The organism is Paenibacillus sp. J2L1-98, from assembly GCF_056269405.1.
Genome location: NZ_JBWDNW010000002.1, coordinates 698,772 through 717,605, shown reverse-complemented (window position 1 = coordinate 717,605; position 18,834 = coordinate 698,772). Strand labels below are relative to the sequence as shown.

At 50.6% G+C, this 18,834-nt stretch carries 22 protein-coding genes and 2 riboswitches; of the genes, 19 read left to right on the top strand and 3 right to left on the bottom strand.

Annotated features, from left to right (window positions below; all coding sequences use genetic code 11):
- The first annotated feature begins 33 nt into the window (after positions 1 to 33).
- Entirely contained in the window at positions 34 to 759 is a 726-nt protein-coding gene (locus tag AC0YNZ_RS08275) for a FadR/GntR family transcriptional regulator (RefSeq protein ID WP_475826123.1), read from the top strand.
- Between the two features lie 75 nt (positions 760 to 834).
- On the opposite strand, the gene AC0YNZ_RS08270 is transcribed toward AC0YNZ_RS08275, so the two are convergent.
- A complete protein-coding gene (locus AC0YNZ_RS08270) occupies positions 835 to 1,737 on the bottom strand; it encodes a J domain-containing protein (RefSeq protein ID WP_475826122.1) in 903 nt (300 codons plus the stop codon).
- Between the two features lie 324 nt (positions 1,738 to 2,061).
- Here AC0YNZ_RS08270 and AC0YNZ_RS08265 point away from each other — a divergent pair, with 324 nt between their 5' ends.
- The 7 genes from AC0YNZ_RS08265 to AC0YNZ_RS08235 all read left to right on the top strand — a co-directional run bounded on the left by AC0YNZ_RS08265 (position 2,062) and on the right by AC0YNZ_RS08235 (position 6,897).
- Positions 2,062 to 3,171 (top strand): rhamnogalacturonan acetylesterase, encoded by a 1,110-nt coding sequence (locus AC0YNZ_RS08265; protein WP_475826121.1) that lies wholly within the window; start codon positions 2,062 to 2,064, stop codon positions 3,169 to 3,171.
- Positions 3,172 to 3,470: 299 nt separating this feature from the next.
- Positions 3,471 to 3,992 (top strand): hypothetical protein, encoded by a 522-nt coding sequence (locus AC0YNZ_RS08260; protein WP_475826120.1) that lies wholly within the window; start codon positions 3,471 to 3,473, stop codon positions 3,990 to 3,992.
- A 143-nt stretch (positions 3,993 to 4,135) separates the two neighbouring features.
- Positions 4,136 to 4,179, top strand: a riboswitch (PreQ1 riboswitch).
- Positions 4,180 to 4,324: 145 nt separating this feature from the next.
- The gene (gene queC / locus AC0YNZ_RS08255) at positions 4,325 to 4,990 is read left to right on the top strand and encodes a 7-cyano-7-deazaguanine synthase QueC (RefSeq protein ID WP_475826119.1); all 666 of its coding nucleotides are present in this window, start codon (positions 4,325 to 4,327) and stop codon (positions 4,988 to 4,990) included.
- Positions 4,990 to 5,442, top strand: coding sequence for a 6-carboxytetrahydropterin synthase QueD (gene queD, locus AC0YNZ_RS08250; RefSeq protein ID WP_110773796.1), 453 nt, complete (start codon positions 4,990 to 4,992; stop codon positions 5,440 to 5,442). The genes queC and queD overlap by 1 nt, the downstream gene beginning before the upstream one ends.
- Positions 5,432 to 6,163 carry a 7-carboxy-7-deazaguanine synthase QueE gene (gene queE, locus AC0YNZ_RS08245; protein WP_475826118.1) on the top strand — a complete coding sequence of 244 codons (732 nt, stop codon included), beginning with the start codon at positions 5,432 to 5,434 and terminating at the stop codon, positions 6,161 to 6,163. The genes queD and queE overlap by 11 nt, the downstream gene beginning before the upstream one ends.
- A 30-nt stretch (positions 6,164 to 6,193) precedes the next feature.
- Positions 6,194 to 6,691 carry a preQ(1) synthase gene (queF, locus tag AC0YNZ_RS08240; RefSeq protein WP_110773794.1) on the top strand — a complete coding sequence of 166 codons (498 nt, stop codon included), beginning with the start codon at positions 6,194 to 6,196 and terminating at the stop codon, positions 6,689 to 6,691.
- An 11-nt stretch (positions 6,692 to 6,702) separates the two neighbouring features.
- Entirely contained in the window at positions 6,703 to 6,897 is a 195-nt protein-coding gene (locus AC0YNZ_RS08235; protein ID WP_475826117.1) for a hypothetical protein, read from the top strand.
- A 92-nt stretch (positions 6,898 to 6,989) separates the two neighbouring features.
- Here AC0YNZ_RS08235 and thiD read toward each other — a convergent pair whose 3' ends face one another.
- Together thiD and thiM are read right to left on the bottom strand one after the other, a co-directional pair.
- Positions 6,990 to 7,808: a bifunctional hydroxymethylpyrimidine kinase/phosphomethylpyrimidine kinase gene (thiD, locus tag AC0YNZ_RS08230; RefSeq protein WP_475826116.1), complete on the bottom strand. Its 819-nt coding sequence runs from the start codon at positions 7,806 to 7,808 to the stop codon at positions 6,990 to 6,992.
- A gap of 30 nt (positions 7,809 to 7,838) precedes the next feature.
- A complete protein-coding gene (gene thiM, locus AC0YNZ_RS08225) occupies positions 7,839 to 8,636 on the bottom strand; it encodes a hydroxyethylthiazole kinase (RefSeq protein ID WP_475826115.1) in 798 nt (265 codons plus the stop codon).
- Positions 8,637 to 8,776: 140 nt separating this feature from the next.
- Positions 8,777 to 8,881, bottom strand: a riboswitch (TPP riboswitch).
- 87 nt (positions 8,882 to 8,968) lie between these two features.
- On the opposite strand from thiM, the gene AC0YNZ_RS08220 reads away from it, so the two are divergent.
- The 11 genes from AC0YNZ_RS08220 (at position 8,969) to AC0YNZ_RS08170 (ending at position 18,804) form a co-directional block, all read left to right on the top strand.
- Complete coding sequence (locus tag AC0YNZ_RS08220) at positions 8,969 to 9,526, top strand: SLOG family protein (protein WP_475826114.1); 558 nt, start codon at positions 8,969 to 8,971, stop codon at positions 9,524 to 9,526.
- Between the two features lie 234 nt (positions 9,527 to 9,760).
- Positions 9,761 to 11,122, top strand: coding sequence for an adenosylmethionine--8-amino-7-oxononanoate transaminase (gene bioA / locus AC0YNZ_RS08215; protein WP_475826171.1), 1,362 nt, complete (start codon positions 9,761 to 9,763; stop codon positions 11,120 to 11,122).
- Positions 11,119 to 11,841 carry a dethiobiotin synthase gene (gene bioD, locus AC0YNZ_RS08210; RefSeq protein ID WP_475826113.1) on the top strand — a complete coding sequence of 241 codons (723 nt, stop codon included), beginning with the start codon at positions 11,119 to 11,121 and terminating at the stop codon, positions 11,839 to 11,841. Before bioA ends, bioD begins: the two co-directional genes overlap by 4 nt.
- A gap of 14 nt (positions 11,842 to 11,855) precedes the next feature.
- A complete protein-coding gene (gene bioB, locus AC0YNZ_RS08205) occupies positions 11,856 to 12,854 on the top strand; it encodes a biotin synthase BioB (RefSeq protein WP_475826170.1) in 999 nt (332 codons plus the stop codon).
- 15 nt (positions 12,855 to 12,869) lie between these two features.
- Positions 12,870 to 14,048, top strand: a complete 1,179-nt coding sequence (bioF, locus tag AC0YNZ_RS08200) for an 8-amino-7-oxononanoate synthase (RefSeq protein WP_475826112.1) — start codon at positions 12,870 to 12,872, stop codon at positions 14,046 to 14,048.
- A gap of 35 nt (positions 14,049 to 14,083) precedes the next feature.
- Positions 14,084 to 14,857: an alpha/beta fold hydrolase gene (locus AC0YNZ_RS08195; protein WP_475826111.1), complete on the top strand. Its 774-nt coding sequence runs from the start codon at positions 14,084 to 14,086 to the stop codon at positions 14,855 to 14,857.
- On the top strand, positions 14,820 to 15,689 hold the full coding sequence (bioC, locus tag AC0YNZ_RS08190) for a malonyl-ACP O-methyltransferase BioC (protein WP_475826110.1): 870 nt from the start codon (positions 14,820 to 14,822) through the stop codon (positions 15,687 to 15,689). The genes AC0YNZ_RS08195 and bioC overlap by 38 nt, the downstream gene beginning before the upstream one ends.
- A 269-nt stretch (positions 15,690 to 15,958) precedes the next feature.
- Complete coding sequence (locus tag AC0YNZ_RS08185; RefSeq protein ID WP_475826109.1) at positions 15,959 to 16,429, top strand: hypothetical protein; 471 nt, start codon at positions 15,959 to 15,961, stop codon at positions 16,427 to 16,429.
- A gap of 141 nt (positions 16,430 to 16,570) precedes the next feature.
- Positions 16,571 to 16,774 (top strand): hypothetical protein, encoded by a 204-nt coding sequence (locus AC0YNZ_RS08180; RefSeq protein WP_475826108.1) that lies wholly within the window; start codon positions 16,571 to 16,573, stop codon positions 16,772 to 16,774.
- Between the two features lie 350 nt (positions 16,775 to 17,124).
- Complete coding sequence (locus AC0YNZ_RS08175; protein WP_475826107.1) at positions 17,125 to 17,277, top strand: hypothetical protein; 153 nt, start codon at positions 17,125 to 17,127, stop codon at positions 17,275 to 17,277.
- A gap of 249 nt (positions 17,278 to 17,526) precedes the next feature.
- On the top strand, positions 17,527 to 18,804 hold the full coding sequence (locus AC0YNZ_RS08170) for a CynX/NimT family MFS transporter (protein WP_475826106.1): 1,278 nt from the start codon (positions 17,527 to 17,529) through the stop codon (positions 18,802 to 18,804).
- Positions 18,805 to 18,834 lie beyond the last annotated feature (30 nt).

Below are 18,834 nucleotides of genomic sequence, written 5' to 3'. Positions count from 1 at the left end.
CGGGCACCGTTTACGCTTGGGAGGTGACATGGCATGCCGTCTTTAGAACTAGAGAAGCTGTCGAAGCGCAATCATTACGAGGAGATTACCGAGCAAGTGAAGCGGCTAATTATGGATGGCAAGCTGAAGGTAGGAGATAAGCTGCCCTCTACAAAACAAATGTCCGAGCAATTTGGCGTTGGGCGCTCGACCACACGCGAGGCTTTGAGCGCGCTTAAAGCGATGGGGCTAATCGACATCCGGCAGGGCGGCGGCTGTCGCGTCATTCGCAATGCCCCGGCTGATATGGAGCTTCCTGAGCTGGCGTCTCTGCGCCTGAACCGCAAAACGGTGCTCGAGCTGCTAGAGGCTCGCGAATCGCTGGAAGTGTCGAACGCCGCAATAGCAGCTGTAAAGCGTACGGATGAGGATTTGAAGCGGTTAGCTGATCTAATCGAAGAGATGAAGCATAATGCTCACGACGAGGCCGAAGGCGAGAGATTAGATCTCCAGTTTCATTTAACGCTTGCCAAAGCTACCCATAACTCCATCATGGTGCGCTTATTCGAATCGATTATGAATCACATCGAAACGGCGATCCATGATATCAGGCGGGTTGAGCTTTACGCGAACGAAGCTGTGGCGGAGCGCCTCTACAGAGAGCATTCCGCGATATTCGAGGCGATTACCGAGCAGGACTCCGAGCTTGCAGCCGAACGAATGAAGCAGCATTTGCAGCATATTGAAAGCATTGTCCGTAAGCATCTGGGCGAGAGCTAGCTTGAAAATAATTAAAGCCCGATTCCTGCATTCATCATCAAGATGGCTGCGGGAATCGGGCTTTTTTGAATACAGCTATTTAATTGTAGCTAAATATTTTTTAATGAATTGCTTCGCTTTTTCCGGGTTTTTGCTGTCAAGGCGGATCCCGATGATCATGTTCTCCTTGTACAGCGGAACCTGATCAACGAGTGCGCTGCTGCTTAGGTCGATGCCGTATACATGCTCTTCCGTATCTTCATCGGTCTTCAGCTTCTGCGCAAGCCCGTCCTTCATCAGCGGCTTAAACTCGCCGTTCACGTCATTGTCGAGGTTCAAGAGGATGCCTTGCGTGCCAACCCACTCAAAAATACTCCTGTCCATAATGTAAACGTCCGGATGCTCGGTCGCTAGGATGAGCACGGCTTTTTGCATATAAGCATATTGCGCTTGCTGATCTGCTGGAACGAAGGTTAACATTGATGTGAATCTTTTCCATTCGGGAAACGCTGTCAAAAGTGCTTTTTCAATCGGCTCTTCTTTAGGCGCGTCTTCCTTCAGCATGTAATTGCCCATAAAGGAAACGCTCAAATCAACCGGCGGCAGGTTTGCGAGCCGCTCCTGCTCTTCGCGGTAATTCATAAAGCTGATAATCCCATAAATGATAAGTGCTACTGCTGCAATGGCGCCGATCGTGTGGAACCTGTAGTAGCGCCAGAAATGGTCCATTTTCTGAGCTTGTCCTGCCATCTTCTTGTACTTGCCGTATTCCTGTTCGTTGAATGCATCCGTCAGCTTACGATCCTCATACTCCAAAATAAGCCGGTACGCTTGCGTAATCTTCGCAAAAGCATCCTCCTCATTTCCCGCGTCGGCCTTCTGCTGCTGCGCTCTGGAGCGGGCTTGGCGCATAAGTGTCGTATAGCGCTTCTCCACTTCCTCTTTGGCCGCAAGCTCTGGCAGCCCCAATGTTTCATAGGCTTGTTTCAATTCGTCCACTTCTGTCACCTCAATTAGTAAGTAGCTCCTGCATGATTCCTATCTATTAGTATACGGAATTCCACGCCTAACGCAAACTTTGACAGATTTCCGCGGTCATTTGTCATTTCCTGTTACGCGCTGCCACTTTCGAAGGTAGACGAGCGGCAATGCCGCGCTGTTTGCAAAGGCTGGCGAACGAATGAAGCTAAAGCATGTTACTCTTTGATCATCGAAGCGCAGAGAGTCGGAATTTTGAACAAAATAACCGAATTATTAACTTCCTATCCTGCTGTAATTTGTTATTCTACGAATAGGACAATTCACGTATAGGATGGTGTTTTCATGACTGTATCGTTCAAATTCGATTTTGGGATCGGCAGTGCGCCGCCGCCACCATATATACAAGTGCTGCCCAGCACAGTTTACGGCGAAGTGCCTGGTTACGGCTTCGAGTCCAATGAGCGCGTCAGCTCGCGCAGTCGCGATGAGACCGATCGTCTGCGCGGCGCATTCTGCATACCGCTGGAGGCTGTATTTACGGTTGATCTGCCAAACGGCTGTTATACGGTTACCGCAACGATTGGCGATGCGATTGCTCCAACTTCTACGACGTTAAAATATGGCGCAGGCCGTATGGTTTTTCATAAGGCGGTTACCACGGCGGGACAGTACGCGGTGCACAACTTTACGGTCAAAGTGACGGATGGGCGTTTGCGGCTGGCCTTCTCAGGCATCGCCCCGCGTATTAATTCGCTTCTAATTGATGAGGCGAACCAAGCGACGACCATTTATTTGGCGGGCGACTCGACGGTGACTGATCAGGAAACGTTCCCTTATGCGGGCTGGGGACAAATGCTGCCTTTATATTTTAAGACGGATGTGGCGATTGACAACCATGCGAAGTCGGGCAGGAGCTCGAGAAGCTTTATCGATGAAGGCAGGCTCGCAGTCATATTGGAGCAAATTAAGCCGAACGACTATTTGTGGATCCAATTCGGGCATAATGACGAGAAGCCGGACGCGGAGCGGGCAACGGAGCCATTCGGAAGCTACAAGGAGATGCTGGCCGTTTATGTGGAGGAAGCACGGGCTCGCGGAGCGCGGCCTGTACTCATCACGCCGATGCACCGCCGCAAGTTTGACGGACTAGGGCGGATTATCGATACGCATGGCGATTATTTGCTGGGCATGAAGCAGCTTGCGGCGGAGCTGGACGTGCCGCTTATCGATTTGGCAGCAAAGAGCAAAGCGTTGTACGAGCAATTGGGCGACGAGCCATCGAAGGCGTTGTTCATGTGGGCATACCCCGGCGAGTTTATACATTTTCCGGATGGCGCTCAGGATGATACGCACTTTCAAGAGCTGGGCGGCATCCAAATAGCCGGATTGGTCGCAGAAGGGGTGCGCGAGCTCGGATTGTCGCCGCTTTTATTGTATTTAAAAGGGCTTTAGTAAGATGAAAAAAGCCAGCTGCGTATTTGGAAAAGCATGAATTAGAGAGACTAGCCGGGATGAAGGCTGGTCTCTTTCTATTTTGTTTATGCGGGCCAGTATTTTCTAAACGTAAATGTTGAATATCTAAGATAACCATGATTATGGTATCATATGGGATGTTGAGGGCCGCCATCTATCTCCTGCGAAAATACAATACAGCTATTTATCCGCATTGGGATAACTTCACGCGATGACGAGCCGACACTTATAGAGCTCTTTCATTGAACTTATATAGCAGTTAAAGCGAGGGAAGCCGCATGTTTGATCCAACCGTTTTTGAAAACTTGAAGGTAGCATTTGAGAATCAGCTTTATGATTTGGATACGCTGGACCGGAAGCTCGATATTATAAATCGGATTGACCGATTGGAGCTGGCTGTTATGTCGCGCGAGTTTGCGCTTCAATTCACACTGGCTGGACGCTCGAAAGTTTCCGCAGAAATACAGCTCGCCGCATCGCTGAAAGATCTGGCGGCTGAAATATTGGAGCTGAAGGGGGAGACCCCGGCTTGCGCGCTGCGGATATGCTTCTATATGCAGGTGAACAATGTCGCCGAGCAATGCGGGCAGGTCGAACAAATCGTGAAGCGTATCTGGGAGCCGGAGTTGGCGCCGACGCAAACGATCAGCTACCTGTTTGGAGCGGAAGCGCCCGTCTATTCCAATAGGATTGAGCTGGGCTTTAACCGCAAAATTAACGAGGAGCAAATGGAGGACATTCCCGTACTGATCGATCATGTCCTGCAGACGCTCGCAGCGCTGGAAGAAGCAGCTGGATAAGGTATACCGGCAGGATGCGCGGCTGCATAAGGCATGCCGTAAAATACTGTCTGTTCCCAATCGGCGGGAGCTGTGCTATAGTACTAGAGAATAAGCAACTAAAGAAGAAATTCCGGAGCCTCGTCAAATGACATGAACGGCTGCCGGGAGAGGTTCGCGAACTCCCTCTATAAAAAACTATGCGAAACGATTGTCCCGAAAGGTGACATCGTCGTTTTTGCGTTCGGCGCGAACAGTCTCTAACTGGGTCGCGCCGTTTCTTTGGTTTTTTAGCTACATATGGAGGATGTCAGGCGATCTCTGTCTTCTCAAACCAGAGAGGGAGATGCAGCATGAAAAAAGAAAAAGCGGTCGTCGTATTCAGCGGCGGACAGGATAGCACTACATGCTTGTTTTGGGCGATGGAGCGCTTCTCGGAGGTAGAGGCCGTTACGTTCAACTATGGACAGCGGCATAAGCTCGAGCTGGACTGCGCGGCGGATATTGCTAAAGAACTTAATATTAAACATCATATACTCGACATGTCCCTGCTTAATCAATTGGCGCCTAATGCGCTTACTAGGGATGAGATTGCAATTGATCAAAAGGAGGGGGAGCTGCCCTCAACCTTTGTAGACGGACGTAATCTATTATTTCTATCCTTCGCTGCGGTCCTTGCCAAGCAGCTGGGAGCGAAGCACATCGTGACAGGCGTTTGTGAGACGGACTTCAGCGGCTATCCGGACTGCCGGGATATATTCGTGAAATCGCTGAACGTGACTTTGAATTTATCGATGGATTATCCGTTTGTAATCGATACGCCGCTCATGTGGCTGAACAAAGAGCAGACATGGGAGCTGGCCGATTCGCTTGGCGCCTTCGAATTTGTGAGGGAGAAGACATTAACCTGCTATAACGGCATAATTGCCGATGGCTGCGGGGAATGTCCTGCATGTAAGCTTCGCAAAAAGGGGCTGGACGATTATTTAGCCAAGGGCATCCGGGGAGTGAAGCGATAATGCTGCAGCAGATTTATCCATCAGCTGTGCACGACTATTGCTATGAGCTGAATAAGGATTTTCAGTTCGCGGCCGCTCATTTTGTACCGGTGGAGGAAGCCGGTAAATGCCGTCAGCTTCACGGGCATACGTATTATGCAAACGTAACGATTGCCGGAGATGAGCTCGATACCGCCGGCTTTCTGGTCAATTTTTCGATCATAAAGCGGCTTATCCATGACCGGTTCGATCATACCTTGCTCAATGACGACAAGGAAAGCTTCAGTGACGTGCAGCCCGACCGTTTCCCCACGACGGAGGTGGTGGCGCGCACGATCTATGAGATCGTTCAGCGCTATTTGGACGGAACGGTTAATCGTCCGCAATGCGTTCAGGTTTTCCTGCGTGAAACGCCGACGAGTTATTGTATCTACCGTCCTAAGCGAAAGGCGGCGGGATTGGATGCAAACTAACAAACGAATTCCCGTTATGGAAGTGTTCGGACCGACCGTACAAGGGGAAGGCATGGTCATTGGCCGGAAAACGATGTTCGTTCGTACCGCAGGCTGCGACTACAGCTGCTCCTGGTGCGATTCAGCATTTACTTGGGACGGCAGCGCCAAAGCAGATATTCGCATGCTGACGGCGAATGAAATTATTGAGCAACTAGAGGAAATCGGCGGCAAAGCATTTGAGCATGTAACGATTTCCGGCGGCAATCCCGCGCTGCTGCCCCAGCTGGGCGAATTAATTGAAGAGCTTCATGAGCGGGGGATAAGCGTTGCTCTTGAGACGCAAGGCAGCCGCTGGCAGGATTGGTTTTGGTTGATTGACGAGCTGACTTTATCGCCTAAGCCGCCAAGCTCCGGGATGGAGACGGATTGGACGGTGCTCGACGATATCGTAGCCAAGCTGGGCGATCGGGCAGTACGATTCAGCCTGAAGACGGTCGTATTCGATGATGAGGATCTCGTTTACGCGACCCGTGTTCATCAGCGCTATCCGAAGGTTCCGTTTTATTTGCAGGCGGGCAACGATAATTTGCAGGAAACGGAGCCGCGGCTCATGCTTCCGTATTTGGTGGAGCGCTATGAATGGCTGATCGGGCAGGTAATGCCGAATTCCGAATTGAATCGGGTTCACGTGCTTCCGCAGCTTCATACCTGGGTATGGGGCAATAAGAAGGGTGTCTAATACAAATAAAGCAAGAGGAGCGAACAAGTCATGGAAGGAAGAAGCAAGGAAGAGCTGCAAGGCGTGACGCTGCTAGGCAATCAAGGAACAAAATACTTGTTCAGTTATTCGCCGGAAATTTTGGAGGCATTCGATAATAAGCATCCGAACCGGGACTATTTCGTAAAGTTTAATTGTCCGGAGTTTACCAGCCTTTGCCCGATGACGGGGCAGCCGGATTTTGCGACTATTTATATTTCATACATTCCCGGTCCGAGAATGGTAGAGAGCAAGTCGCTCAAGCTGTATCTGTTCAGCTTCCGCAATCACGGCGATTTCCACGAGGATTGCATGAATATTATTATGAATGATTTGATTGCACTTATGAACCCAAAATATATCGAAGTATGGGGCAAGTTTACGCCTCGCGGCGGCATATCTATCGACCCTTATTGCAACTGGGGGCAGCCGGGCACCAAATACGAGCAAATAGCGGAGCATCGCCTCATGAATCATGATCTCTATCCGGAGAAAGTGGATAACCGCTAAGTAACCAGTCAATGATCAAAAATGCGCTATGTATGTCCGTACTGCTTTGCAGCATAGCGGCATCCTTAACGAGCTTTGGAATCGTACCGGAGAGGGCAATTGCGTCTCAAAGCGCTCCGCAAGCCGAATATGCTCAAGGAGACAGCATGATCGAGTCAGCCATGAACGCGTTAGACATTCCTCGAGCAGCGCTGGAAAAGGTTTAGCGTCAGGAGAAAACAGCCGAATAGCTTGGATAATTAACAAACGCCGCTTCCGTTACGGAAGCGGCGTTTGTTATGGTTATCTGTATGTTGTCCTAGTCATGCATCCCGCTGCGCAGCCTGCGCTGATACGCAAAATGATTCGTAGGTCCATGGCCGCCGCCGAACCCTAGCTGATCTTCAATGGCGGCTTGAATGAAGGCTTTGGCTGTTCTAATCGCATCCGGTACTGAATTTCCTTGCGCGATAAGAGCCGTTAACGCAGCCGAGAAGGTGCACCCGGTACCATGAGTATGACGGGTATCGATGCGCTTGCTTTCTAAATAGTCGAATCGCTCCCCATCATAAATGAGGTCGACAAGCCGTTCGCTGCCCGTATCATGGCCGCCCTTAATGACGACATAACGCGAGCCCATTTGATACAGGATTTTGGCTGCTTCCTCCCGGTTGCTGAGCGTGCGGATAGGCATCCTCGCGAGCAGCTCAGCCTCCGGAATGTTAGGCGTAGTCACGAGCGCGAGCGGCAGCAAATACTTGATGAGCGATTGAATGGCTTCCTGCTGGAGCAGGGAAGAGCCTCCTTTGGCTACCATGACAGGATCAATGATCAAGTTCTGCCACTTAAACTGTTTTATTTTGGCGGCCACGATCTCTATGATTTCTCCGTTAAACAGCATGCCTGTCTTTAGTGCGGCAGGTTCCAGGTCTTCGCCAATCGATTCAAGCTGCCTTCTAATGGCCGCAGCCTCCATAGGATAGACGCCTTGAACGCCAAGCGTATTCTGGGCAGTAACCGCGGTTATGACGGACATGCCGTATGTGCCGAGCTCTTGAAAGGTTTTCAGATCGGCTTGAATACCTGCGCCGCCGCCGCTGTCTGAGCCTGCAATCGTTAACGCTTTATATATTTTCATCTCATTATCTCCTTCGATCGTATAGTTGCATTACGGCAGCAGCTGCTCAAGCTTTGCATTCTGCTTGAGCGTTTCAGCAGAAACAAGCGCTAATTGATTGATTAATTCAACCTGAAAGTTTCCCGGTCCTTGCCCGGCAGTACGGTCATAGGCTATTTCAGCGGCAACACCGTAGAATGCGAGCGCTTCAGCCACAGCCGCTACCATGGCTTTCCCGCCGACTGCCGCGAAAGCGCCGACCAACGAGCTAAGCAAGCAGCCTGCACCGGTTATTTTCGTTAAAATCGGATGTCCGTTGCCCACCAGGAACGTTGTATTGCCATCGGTAATAACATCCTCTTTGCCGGTAATGACAACGATACAGCCGAGCTTGCGCGCAGCCGACTGAGCGATAGAGATGGCGTTACCTTCGCCTTCGCCGGCATCAACGCCCTTGATGGACCAGCTCTCGCCGATGACATTAGCGACTTCGGCCACATTTCCTCTCAGCACGGCCAGTTTTACGCCTTCGATGATCCTGCGGGCGGCAGCGGTGCGAAAGGACGTAGCGCCTGCGCCTACCGGATCGAATACGACAGGCACATTATGTTCATTGGCGGATTTTCCGGCGAGCAAACAGGCTTCTACGATTTGCTCATCCAGCGTGCCGATATTGAGCACGACGGCGCTTGCCATTTTGGCCACATCGGCAACTTCCTCATGGGCATAGGCCATAAAGGGGGATGCGCCCAGGGCAAGCAGGCCGTTAGCGGTAAAATTGGTGACCACGATGTTCGTAATGTTATGGATAAGCGGATTTTGTTCCCGTATTTTGTTTAGAGCGTTCATCGATACGATCCTCCTTAAGGGGTTCGAAATTCAGCACGGGGTTTCCTGCCTCAGCATTCCTCCGCAGACAAATAAAGACCCGCCCATTTCCGAAGGGAAATGAAGGGTCTAACGTTCAACAAGGCTAGCGGACATGAATGAAAGCTTCTGCTCCACTTCCCTCCGCTGGAATGATCCAGATCAGGTTCCAAGGGTCCGGAGCAAATGCGCTCCATCTCAGCCGTTAAACTCCCCTAGTGAAATTAATAGGTAAATATAAGATTTGTATTTTTTCTACTATAGCATACACTGGAGAGATGTAAACCTTAATTATTGGAAAAGGCGTTGAACAAATGAAAAATCTACTCGTAACAGGCTATCGGGCGCATGAGCTTAATATTTTCAGCCAGAAGCATGAGGGCATCGTTTATATTAAAAAAGCGTTGACAGGAAAGCTGATTCCGCTCATAGAAGACGGACTCGAATGGGTCATCACCCCGGGCCAGTATGGCGTTGATCTGTGGGCTTGCGAGGTCGTCATCGCGCTCAAGGAAATATATCCTCATTTGAGGCTTTCGATTATTACGGCTTACAGCAACCCGGAAGAAAAGTGGAAGGACGATAAAAAGGAATTTTATCAGCAGGTGCTGAGAGGGGTTGATTATTACGCCGCGGTCAGCAACCAGCCGTATAACGGGATTTGGCAGTTTACGGCGCGGGACGAGCTGTTGTTCCGCAAGACGGACGGCATCCTGCTCGTTTACGATGAGGATGCCGGCGAGGGCAGCCCGAAGTTTTTCAAAGAGAAAGCTTTAAAGAAGCAGCAGGCAGACGGATACGGCTACATCAGCATCAGCTCGGAGGACATTCAAAGCATCGCTGACGACGACAATTTGTATTCGGATAATTAATCAAATAGATATCGAATTAGTCAGATGACCCTTCTGTGATTATTGCAGAGGGGTGTTTGTTGTTTTATCCGCAGGCTCGCGCATTGAAGGGTGCAGGATGTTTTTCTTTTATGCTGCGCTTTGAATTCTCTTTACAGCGTTAGTCTGGTCTGCTAGAATGGCTACATTCAATTGTTAACCTTAATGATAATAATTTGGTTAACAATCAAAAAGATTAACGGATGGTGATTTATGATGACACCGCATTATGAACGGCTTGCAGCCATTAATAAGGCTCACTTATGGCATCCTTTTACGCAAATGAAAGATTACAATGACGCTGATCCGCTCATTATCGAACGGGGCGAAGGCGTCCGGCTCTATGACGTTCAGGGAAGAGCTTATTATGACGGCTTTTCATCCGTTTGGCTCAATGTGCACGGGCATAATGTGCCGGAGTTGAATCAGGCGATTACGGACCAGTTAGAACGGGTCGCCCACACTACTTTGCTCGGAATGGCGAATGTACCGGCAATCGAGCTTGCTGAGAAGCTGGCGGAGATCGCTCCGAAAGGCTTACATAAAGTTTTTTACTCCGATTCCGGAGCAACCGGAGTCGAAATTGCAATCAAAATGGCATTTCAATATTGGCACAATCGCGGGGTAAGAGGTAAAACGACGTTCATTACAATGAAGCAGGCGTACCATGGGGATACGATCGGCGCGGTCAGCGTAGGCGCTATTCCGCTTTATCATGACGTGTTCCGCCCCATGCTTTTTCCATCCCATGTTATTCCTTATCCGTATGCTTACCGTCATGAGGGCGGTGCCGCTGAAGCGAAGCAAGAAACACTCACAGCTTTGCGTCATCTTCTTGAGACGCGGTCAGATGAGATCGCTGCGCTCATCGTGGAGCCTATAGTGCAAGGGGCCAGCGGCATCATAGTAATGCCTCAGGGCTGTTTACGCGAGATGGCTGCGCTGTGCCGCGAGTATAACGTACTGCTCATCGCTGACGAGGTGGCGACTGGTTTCGGCCGGACAGGCGCTATGTTCGCTTGCGATCTCGAAGACGTTGCACCTGATCTGATGGTAATCGGGAAAGGCCTTACGGGCGGCTATTTGCCTGTGGCTGCAACGCTTGCGACGGATGAGGTGTACGACGCGTTTTATGCCGATTATCACGAGCAGAAAACATTTTTCCACGGTCATTCTTTCACGGGCAATCCGCTTGGCTGCGCCGTAGCTCTGGCCAGCTTGAAGCTGTTTGAAGAGCGCAGCATGGTTGAAGGCGTGCAGGCGAAGGCGTCATTTGTAGCGCAAAAGCTTGCAGCGCTTAAGGATCGTCCGCATGTCGGCGAAATCCGGCAGCAGGGTCTGATGATCGGCATCGAGCTCGTGCGCGATAAAGTGTCGCGTGAGCCTTACAATTGGGAAGAACGAATCGGCGTACGCACGAGCCAAAGGGCGAGAGAGCTTGGCATGCTTACGAGGCCGCTTGGCAATGTCATCGTGTTCATTCCACCGCTTGCCAGCACAGAAGCAGAGCTTGATGCCATGACGGATATTTTGGCGGAATCGATTGTTAGCGTCACTGAAGGCGGCCGGGTGAAATGAATCAGATCCGCGGATTATTTGTGACAGGTACGGACACCGGTATCGGAAAAACCGTCGTTACGGCAGCGCTTGCCGCTGCCCTTCGCGCACAGAGGCTGAATGTCGGCGTCTGGAAGCCGGTGCAGTCCGGCACGCTTCTTGGCAGCGGCGCTTCTGACGCAGAACGTCTGCTGCAGTACACCGGAATGAATGAGCGGGCCGAGGCGGTTGCGCCATTTACATTTGAAGCCCCGCTAACTCCGCTGCTCGCCGCGAAGCAGGCGGGATTAACGCTAACCTTGCAGGAGATTGTCGCCGCTGGTGAACCGTTAATGAACCGTTACGAATCGCTGCTCATCGAAGGGGCAGGCGGCGTCGCGGTTCCGCTGACCGACGATGCGCTTGTGGCGGACTTGATCGCGGAGCTCCGCATACCGGCACTTATCGTAGCACGCTCGGGACTCGGTACGATTAATCACACGCTTCTCACTGTGTCGTTTCTGCGTCAGTACAAGATTCCGGTCTTAGGCTTTATTTTAAACGACGGCGAATCAGCCGAAATACATGACGACCCGAGCATTGCAACGAACGCGGAGCTGATTGAGCGATACAGCGGCATAAAGTTTCTCGGACGGTTTCCGTGCTTACATGACGAAACGAATACGGAAACGTTGATCCGTACTGTTCGAGAAATGATCCAATTAACAACGATCAGACAAACATTAGCAGTTCAATCTTAGGAGGATGATGAATGATGAGTACAAATGCAGCAAAGTTGGAATGGACGGCGCTTTCCCAAAAGGCGCTTAGCGGCGAATGTTTAACGGTTGAAGAAGGGATTGCCGTGCTTGAAGCGGACAACGATGAGGTGCTTCCGCTGATGCAGGCCGCTTTTCAAGTGCGAAAACATTTTTACGGCAAAAAAGTGAAGCTGAACATGATCATCAACGCGAAGAGCGGCCTTTGTCCCGAAGACTGCGGCTACTGCTCACAATCTATCGTATCGACGGCGCCGGTTCAAAAATATACTTTGCTCGACAAAGACACGCTGCTTGCAGGAGCACGCGAGGCTATGGCACGCAAAGCAGGAACCTATTGTATCGTAGCGGCCGGGAAAGGTCCGACGGAGAAGGAGCTGGATCAAGTTGTGGATGCGGTAAAAGAAATCCGTGACACAATGCCGCTCAAAATTTGCGCTTGTTTGGGCATCTTGAAGGACGGCCAAGCCGAACGTTTAGCGGAAGCGGGCGTACACCGTTACAACCACAACTTGAACACAAGCAAAGCGAACTACCCGTCTATTACTACAACTCATACATACGACCAGCGCGTTGAGACGGTGGAGAAGGTGAAAACATACGGCATGTCCCCGTGCTCCGGCGTCATTATCGGCATGGGTGAAACGAATCAAGAAATTGTTGAAATGGCTTTCGCGCTCCGTGAACTCGATGCGGATTCGATTCCGATCAATTTCCTGAATGCGATTCCGGGAACCCCTCTGGAGAATGCAGGCCGCACGCCGGCTATGAAAGCTTTGAAGGTGCTGGCGCTGTTCCGGTTCATTTGTCCGTCCAAAGAGATTCGTGTCGCGGGCGGCCGCGAGGTCAATCTTCGTACGCTGCAGCCTTTGTCGCTGTACGCTGCAAATTCACTCTTTGTAGGCGATTATTTAACGACTGCAGGCCAAGAGATTTCGTCTGATCATCACATGATTGAAGATTTGGGATTTGAGATAGAATTAAATGCCCTTTAAGAGGCGGTAGTGAACATGAACTGGATGGAAAAAGAACTTGAGCAATTGACTGACGCATCGTTGGAACGCTTCTTGTGTGACAGTGCCCCAGTTCCGGATTGTCCTGGTTATACGGTGCGCGGAGGGCAAGTGCTGCTGAATCTGGCCTCCAATGACTACCTTGGGCTTGCGCAGCATCCCGCGATTATTGAAGCGATTCGCGACATGCTGCTTACCGAAGGAGGAGGCTCCGGCGCTTCACGTCTGGTGACGGGCAACCGGCCGCCTTATGGCCGTCTCGAAGAAGCGCTGGCTGCTTGGCAGCATAGTGAAGCTGCGCTTGTTTTTGCAAACGGCTATATGGCTAACTCCGGTGTTATTTGTGCGCTCGCGGGTCGAGGCGATGTCGTTTTCAGCGATCAGCTAAACCATGCGAGCATTGTGGACGGCATTATACTCAGCCGCGCAGAGCATGCAAGGTACCGGCATAACGATATGGAGCATTTGAAGGTATTGCTGCACAAACACCGAGATAAACGTCGCAAACTGATCGTTACGGATGCTGTCTTCTCTATGGACGGTGATCAAGCCCGCTTACGCGAGCTCGTTTCGCTCAAACAGGAGTACGGAGCGATGCTGATGGTGGACGAGGCGCACAGCGGGGGGATTTACGGCGAACGGGGCGAGGGATTATGCCATGAGCTCGGTCTGCAGAACGAGGTGGATGTCCATATGGGAACGTTCAGCAAATCTTTCGGTGTTTACGGCGCTTATGTGTGCGGCAGCCGGACATTAATCCGCTGGCTAATCAACAAGGCAAGGCCGCTCATCTATTCAACGGCGCTGCCGCCTTCCCTTATAGCCGGTATTTCAGCGTCATTAGGTTTGGTGCAAGCCGATCATTGGCGTCGCGAACGGCTCCATTCGGCTGGAAAATTGTTCCGATCTTCGTTATTTGCGGCAGGCTTTGACGTTGGTGCCGGGGACTCTCCTATCGTACCGGTGATTATCGGCGATAACGAATTGGCCCTTCGTTTCAGTAGAGCGCTCGAAGGGGAAGGTATTGCAGCGGTGGCCATCCGGCCGCCTACCGTTCCCGACGGCACAGCGCGGATTCGCTTCTCCTTATCAGCCGCTCATACCGATAAGGAATTAAGTGATGCTGCGGCCCGAATCCGGCATATCGGTCTTCAGCTGGGCGTGGTGAGTCCATGACGGTATTGGCTCATTCATCAGGAGATCGTTTCGGAATGCAGCAGGAGAAATCCGGTACCATCTTGTGGCTAACCGGATGGAGCTTTCCGAATACAGTCTTCGACCGGCTTCACTCGTTGTTACCGGAATTTCATCATATTACTGTCGATTACAGCATGGCAGATACGCCGGAGGAAATGCTGAAACAGTCCGAGTTGGCTGTAGAAGACTGTTTATCGACGAATGCGGCAGACGCATACAAAGGACCGCTTTTGATCGCAGGCTGGTCGCTCGGAGCGCTGATGGCACTGAGACTTGCAGAAAAAGCGGGAGCGGGCGGTCTTGTGCTGCTCGGGGGGACAGCCCGGTTTACCCGTCCAAAAGAACAGAAGGACCGCGGCTGGCCGGATGCCCATGTCAGGCAGATGATCAAAAGCGTGATGAAAGACCGGCTGGACGTCGAAACCGGATTTCGGCGGAGCCTGTTTACGGAAGCGGAATGGGAAGCCGGTCACAGTGCAAGCCTGCCGCCGTCAGGAAGCTGGACAACTTCGGCGCTAATCGCCGGTCTTCAGATTTTACGAAGCGAGGAGTGCCTCTCCGTGCTGCCGGAAACGGCTTGTCCGGCTCTTATTATCCACGGAACCGAAGATCATATTTGTCCCTACGGCGCTGCGGTGGAGCTGGAGTCGCTTTTGCCGCACGCGGAGTTGATCGCATTAACCGGCTGCGGTCATGTGCCGTTTGCGGGAAGGGAAGCATACATAGCCGAAGCGTTAAGGAGATGGTGGCTTGAGCAGCAGGAAAAACGCGATTCGACGACAATTTAACCGCAGTGCAGCGGGTTCCTATGACAGTCATGCACACGTGCAGCGCAGCATGGCGGACCGTCTTGCAAAACAGCTGCGCGCGGCGGCGGATCAGGGAGAGTCATCGAAGCTGCACATTGCCGAGATCGGCTGCGGTACGGGGACGTTAACCGAAATGCTTGTAAACGATTGGCCGGGCGCATCGATTACTGCGCTTGACCTGGCGCCTGCAATGCTGGAGGCTGCTGAGCAGCGTGTCAGGGCGTCTAACGAAAGAGGCTCGTCCCGGGTTCGCTTTTTGCATGCCGATGCCGAAAAGTGGGCGACCGACGCTCCGGCGCAATCGTTCGATCTGATCGTCTCCAATGCCTGCTTTCAATGGCTCAGCCGTCCGCGGGAAACGCTGGGGAACCTTCGGCGGCTGCTTCGCGCTGAAGGCTTGCTCGTATTTGCAACATTCGGACCGGACACGTTTCGCGAGCTCCACGAGGCGTTTCATGAGGTTTATCGGGCCGGCGGAATGGAGCCTCAGCGGCACGGGCTGTCGTATCTATCGACCACCGAGTGGCAGAGCTTACTTGAGGAAGCAGGCTTCTCCACGATCCGATGCGAGCGTGTGGTTCAAACGGAAAAATATGCTTCCGCAAGAGAATTTCTCCACTCGGTAAAAGCGGTAGGAGCGAGCACCTCGGAAGCGGCCGCTCGTCCCGGACTCAGCCTGCGGCAGCTGTTTACCGGCATGTATAAGGAATACGAGAATAAGTTCAGCATACCGGGAGGCGTCGCTGCCACTTATGATCTTCTGTTTATCCAAGCAGGTGTCTCCCGAAAAAACGGAATAGCTCTCGTTTGAATTAGAACGATTAAAGAGGAGTGCGCCTAACGCAGCTCCTCTTTTTTTGTGGAAGGAAGGGGATTAATTTTCAACTCAAGCGGTGTTACAATTCGAAATTTCATTCCACATTTTCCTTTTTTCTTAGATGCTTTCTTTAAAAGGATTAAGGAGATGTTTAGCGAATATTTTATCGGCAAGTTCTGCTGCTGCGAATAAGTTTCCTTATACCTACTAGCTTCTATTTTAGGGCACCCTATTATAAAAACGTTGAAGTGAGGTGTTAAAATATGCGCTTTTTCTTGCTTCTATTTGTTCTTATTTCTGTGACAAATTGTTCCACGTTCAGTGCTGCCGGTAAGGAAGCGTTATTGATTAACAACTACAATCCACAGACTAATTCCGATATGAGAGTATTTAGTTTATCTTCGGATGAGATTATATCAGCTCAGGTAAGATGGGGACCTGGATTTCACTGGACACTCGAAAGAAATGAGGTTGAATCACTAGTTAAAATATTACGAACAGTTAGAAAGGAAAATATTAGGGCATTTAAGGGGCCTTTTCCGAAAGGAGGACCTTTTCAAGTCAGTTTATCGACAAAATCAAATGAACAATTCACTCTCATGCCTGGTGGTGGTGATGGTTATATTATTTGCCCAGGGGGCAAGGTGTATTTGCCGGAGTTTCAAGAGTTTAGGAAACCATTTATCATTAGAAGAGCAAATGAAGCTGCTGCACTTCGAAGTTTTTCTAATTAAGTATTCAGTACATTAGCGATGCCAATGGTCATTCGTTTACTAGCCTAGATATTTATAAATCAGTTCTCTGCTGCGCCCGTTTCTAATGCGGTAGTTTGGGGTAAAATAGGGCCATACCGTACGATAAAGGTGGTGAGTCATATGAGCAAGGAAACACCGGACCATGATGAGTTTAATGAAATATATAACGAAACCTCCAATACCGTAGCAGGCATCAATACGCCCAAGGAAAATGAGGAATCCAGCCCTTTGGATATGGTCAGCGGTGCGGTTGAGGAGATGGTCGATCACATTCAGCGAACGTTCGAAGGCAGCCAGCAACCGGATGATGCGAAAATGGTTTAGGATATTTTCGAGAATTTGCAGCAATAGTGGAATTGTTGAAGTAACGGGGACGAGCGCTCAATAAACATCAGAAGAAGATCTGCCAAACTGTCGGCAGGTCTTTTCGCAGTCTGGCAGGATTGTATGCTATTAAAATGGAATAGTATGGTTCTAGACTTTCAATATCATGACAATTACTTTGTGGTAGCTCACATTAATTGGCCGCTGACTATTGTTGTTGCGATAATCATTTGTTTTATTATCTATAAGTTTCTAAACCGAAGGCGCGGATAAAAGCAGCCTAGCAGACTCAGAAATCTAACCGGTAACAGCAGCAGAGGAGCCAGTTTAAAACATGGGAGGTAATCCTATTGCAGGAACTTGTCGGCCGCTGCAAGGAATGTAAAAAGCAAATTTTTTGCAATGATGGATTTATCGGCGGAGTAGTATTAGAAGACAAACATTTAATTTGCTTCGATTGTTTTGATAAAGAACAAGAGCAAGCCGTAAATCATAATGATTAAGAGTCTTTGCCGTTGCTGCGGTGAAGGCTCTTTTTTGGGATGCCGAGATTTTCGTGCTTTATACTTTATTACTGCCGCGTGTCGGTGCCCCCTATAAAGATTGCAAACTGCACTAGTATGAACCGGCATTACTTCTCATAACCAAACGGTTATGAATTGTTGAGTTAATATGTATTTTTCGCCGGATCTTTCCGGGCTTATAATTGGAAGGAGCAGAATGGTCTATAATTTAGAGGGGGAACGATAGAAATGACGGGTGCACCGACTGCGGATAAGGCAACTATCAAGAAAACGATGCTGTGGGTGCTGGGAATTTTGTTTATAGCAGCCAATCTGAGAGCGCCGATCACATCGATCGGTCCATTGCTCGGCATGATCAAGAACAGTACCGGAATGAACAGCGCACTGGCAGGGATGATTTCGACGTTTCCGCTGATTGCGTTTGCGGCCGTTTCGCCTTTGATTCCCCGCCTAACCGGTCGAATGGGAATCGAGCCTACTTTGATGTACTCCTTATTGCTTCTGTCCGCCGGAATAATTATGCGCTCGCAGCCTTCCGTGTTCTTCCTGATAGCAGGAACCGCTTTGATGGGGATCGGCATTACAGCCGGGAATGTGCTGCTTCCGAGCATAATTAAAAAACATCAGCCGCAAAAGGCGGGAATTCTGACGGGCGCTTATATCGCTTCGATGAATTTATCTTCTGCTGTCGGCTTTGGGATTAGTCTCCCATTGGCTGAACAAGCTGGATTAGGCTGGCGGGGCTCTTTGTTATGTTGGTCAGTCTTATCCGTGACCACGATTGTCATCTGGCTGCCGCAGGTGTTCGCACAGGGACTTGCAAGGACGGAGCGCCAAATTCAATCGGCCAAGTTCCCTGTTGAGCTGTGGAAGTCCGTAGAAGCATGGAATATTACAGTCTACATGGGGCTGCAGTCGCTGCCTTTTTACCTGCTATCCGCCTGGCTTGGCGATATGCTTGGCCAGCAAGGAATTGAGCCAGCCCGTAGCGGATGGATGCTCAGTATCATCCAATTTACGTCTTTGCCTATGACGTTTATCGTCCCGATTCTCGCGCAGCGGTTCTTAAGCCAGAGCAGGATTGGCATTGCGGCAGGGGGATTCGTCTTTGCGGGTACTGCCGGATTGGCTTTTGGCCCTGTGACTTTGATTCCCGTATGGATGGTCTTGATTGGCCTCGGCACAGGCACGGCTATAAGCTTCGTGCTGTTATTATTCGGATTGCGCACCCGCAATGCGCAGGAAGCGGCGGAGCTTTCGGGTATGGCGCAATCGTTCGGGTATTTGCTTGCCGCAGCAGGGCCTATTTTGTTCGGCTGGATTTATGATTTGACTAACAGCTGGACGATTCCGAGGCTTCTGCTGATGCTCATATCCGTGCTGCTGCTGCTGTCAGGCGCTTGGGCAGGCCGCAAAGGCTATTTATTGAAAGATAGTGAGAATAGCGGTACCGTAAGCGATGTTTACATGAAATGGAAAGAACCAATGCTCAAATTACCGAAATGATATGCAGCAAAACCTAATTTTGCCCATCAA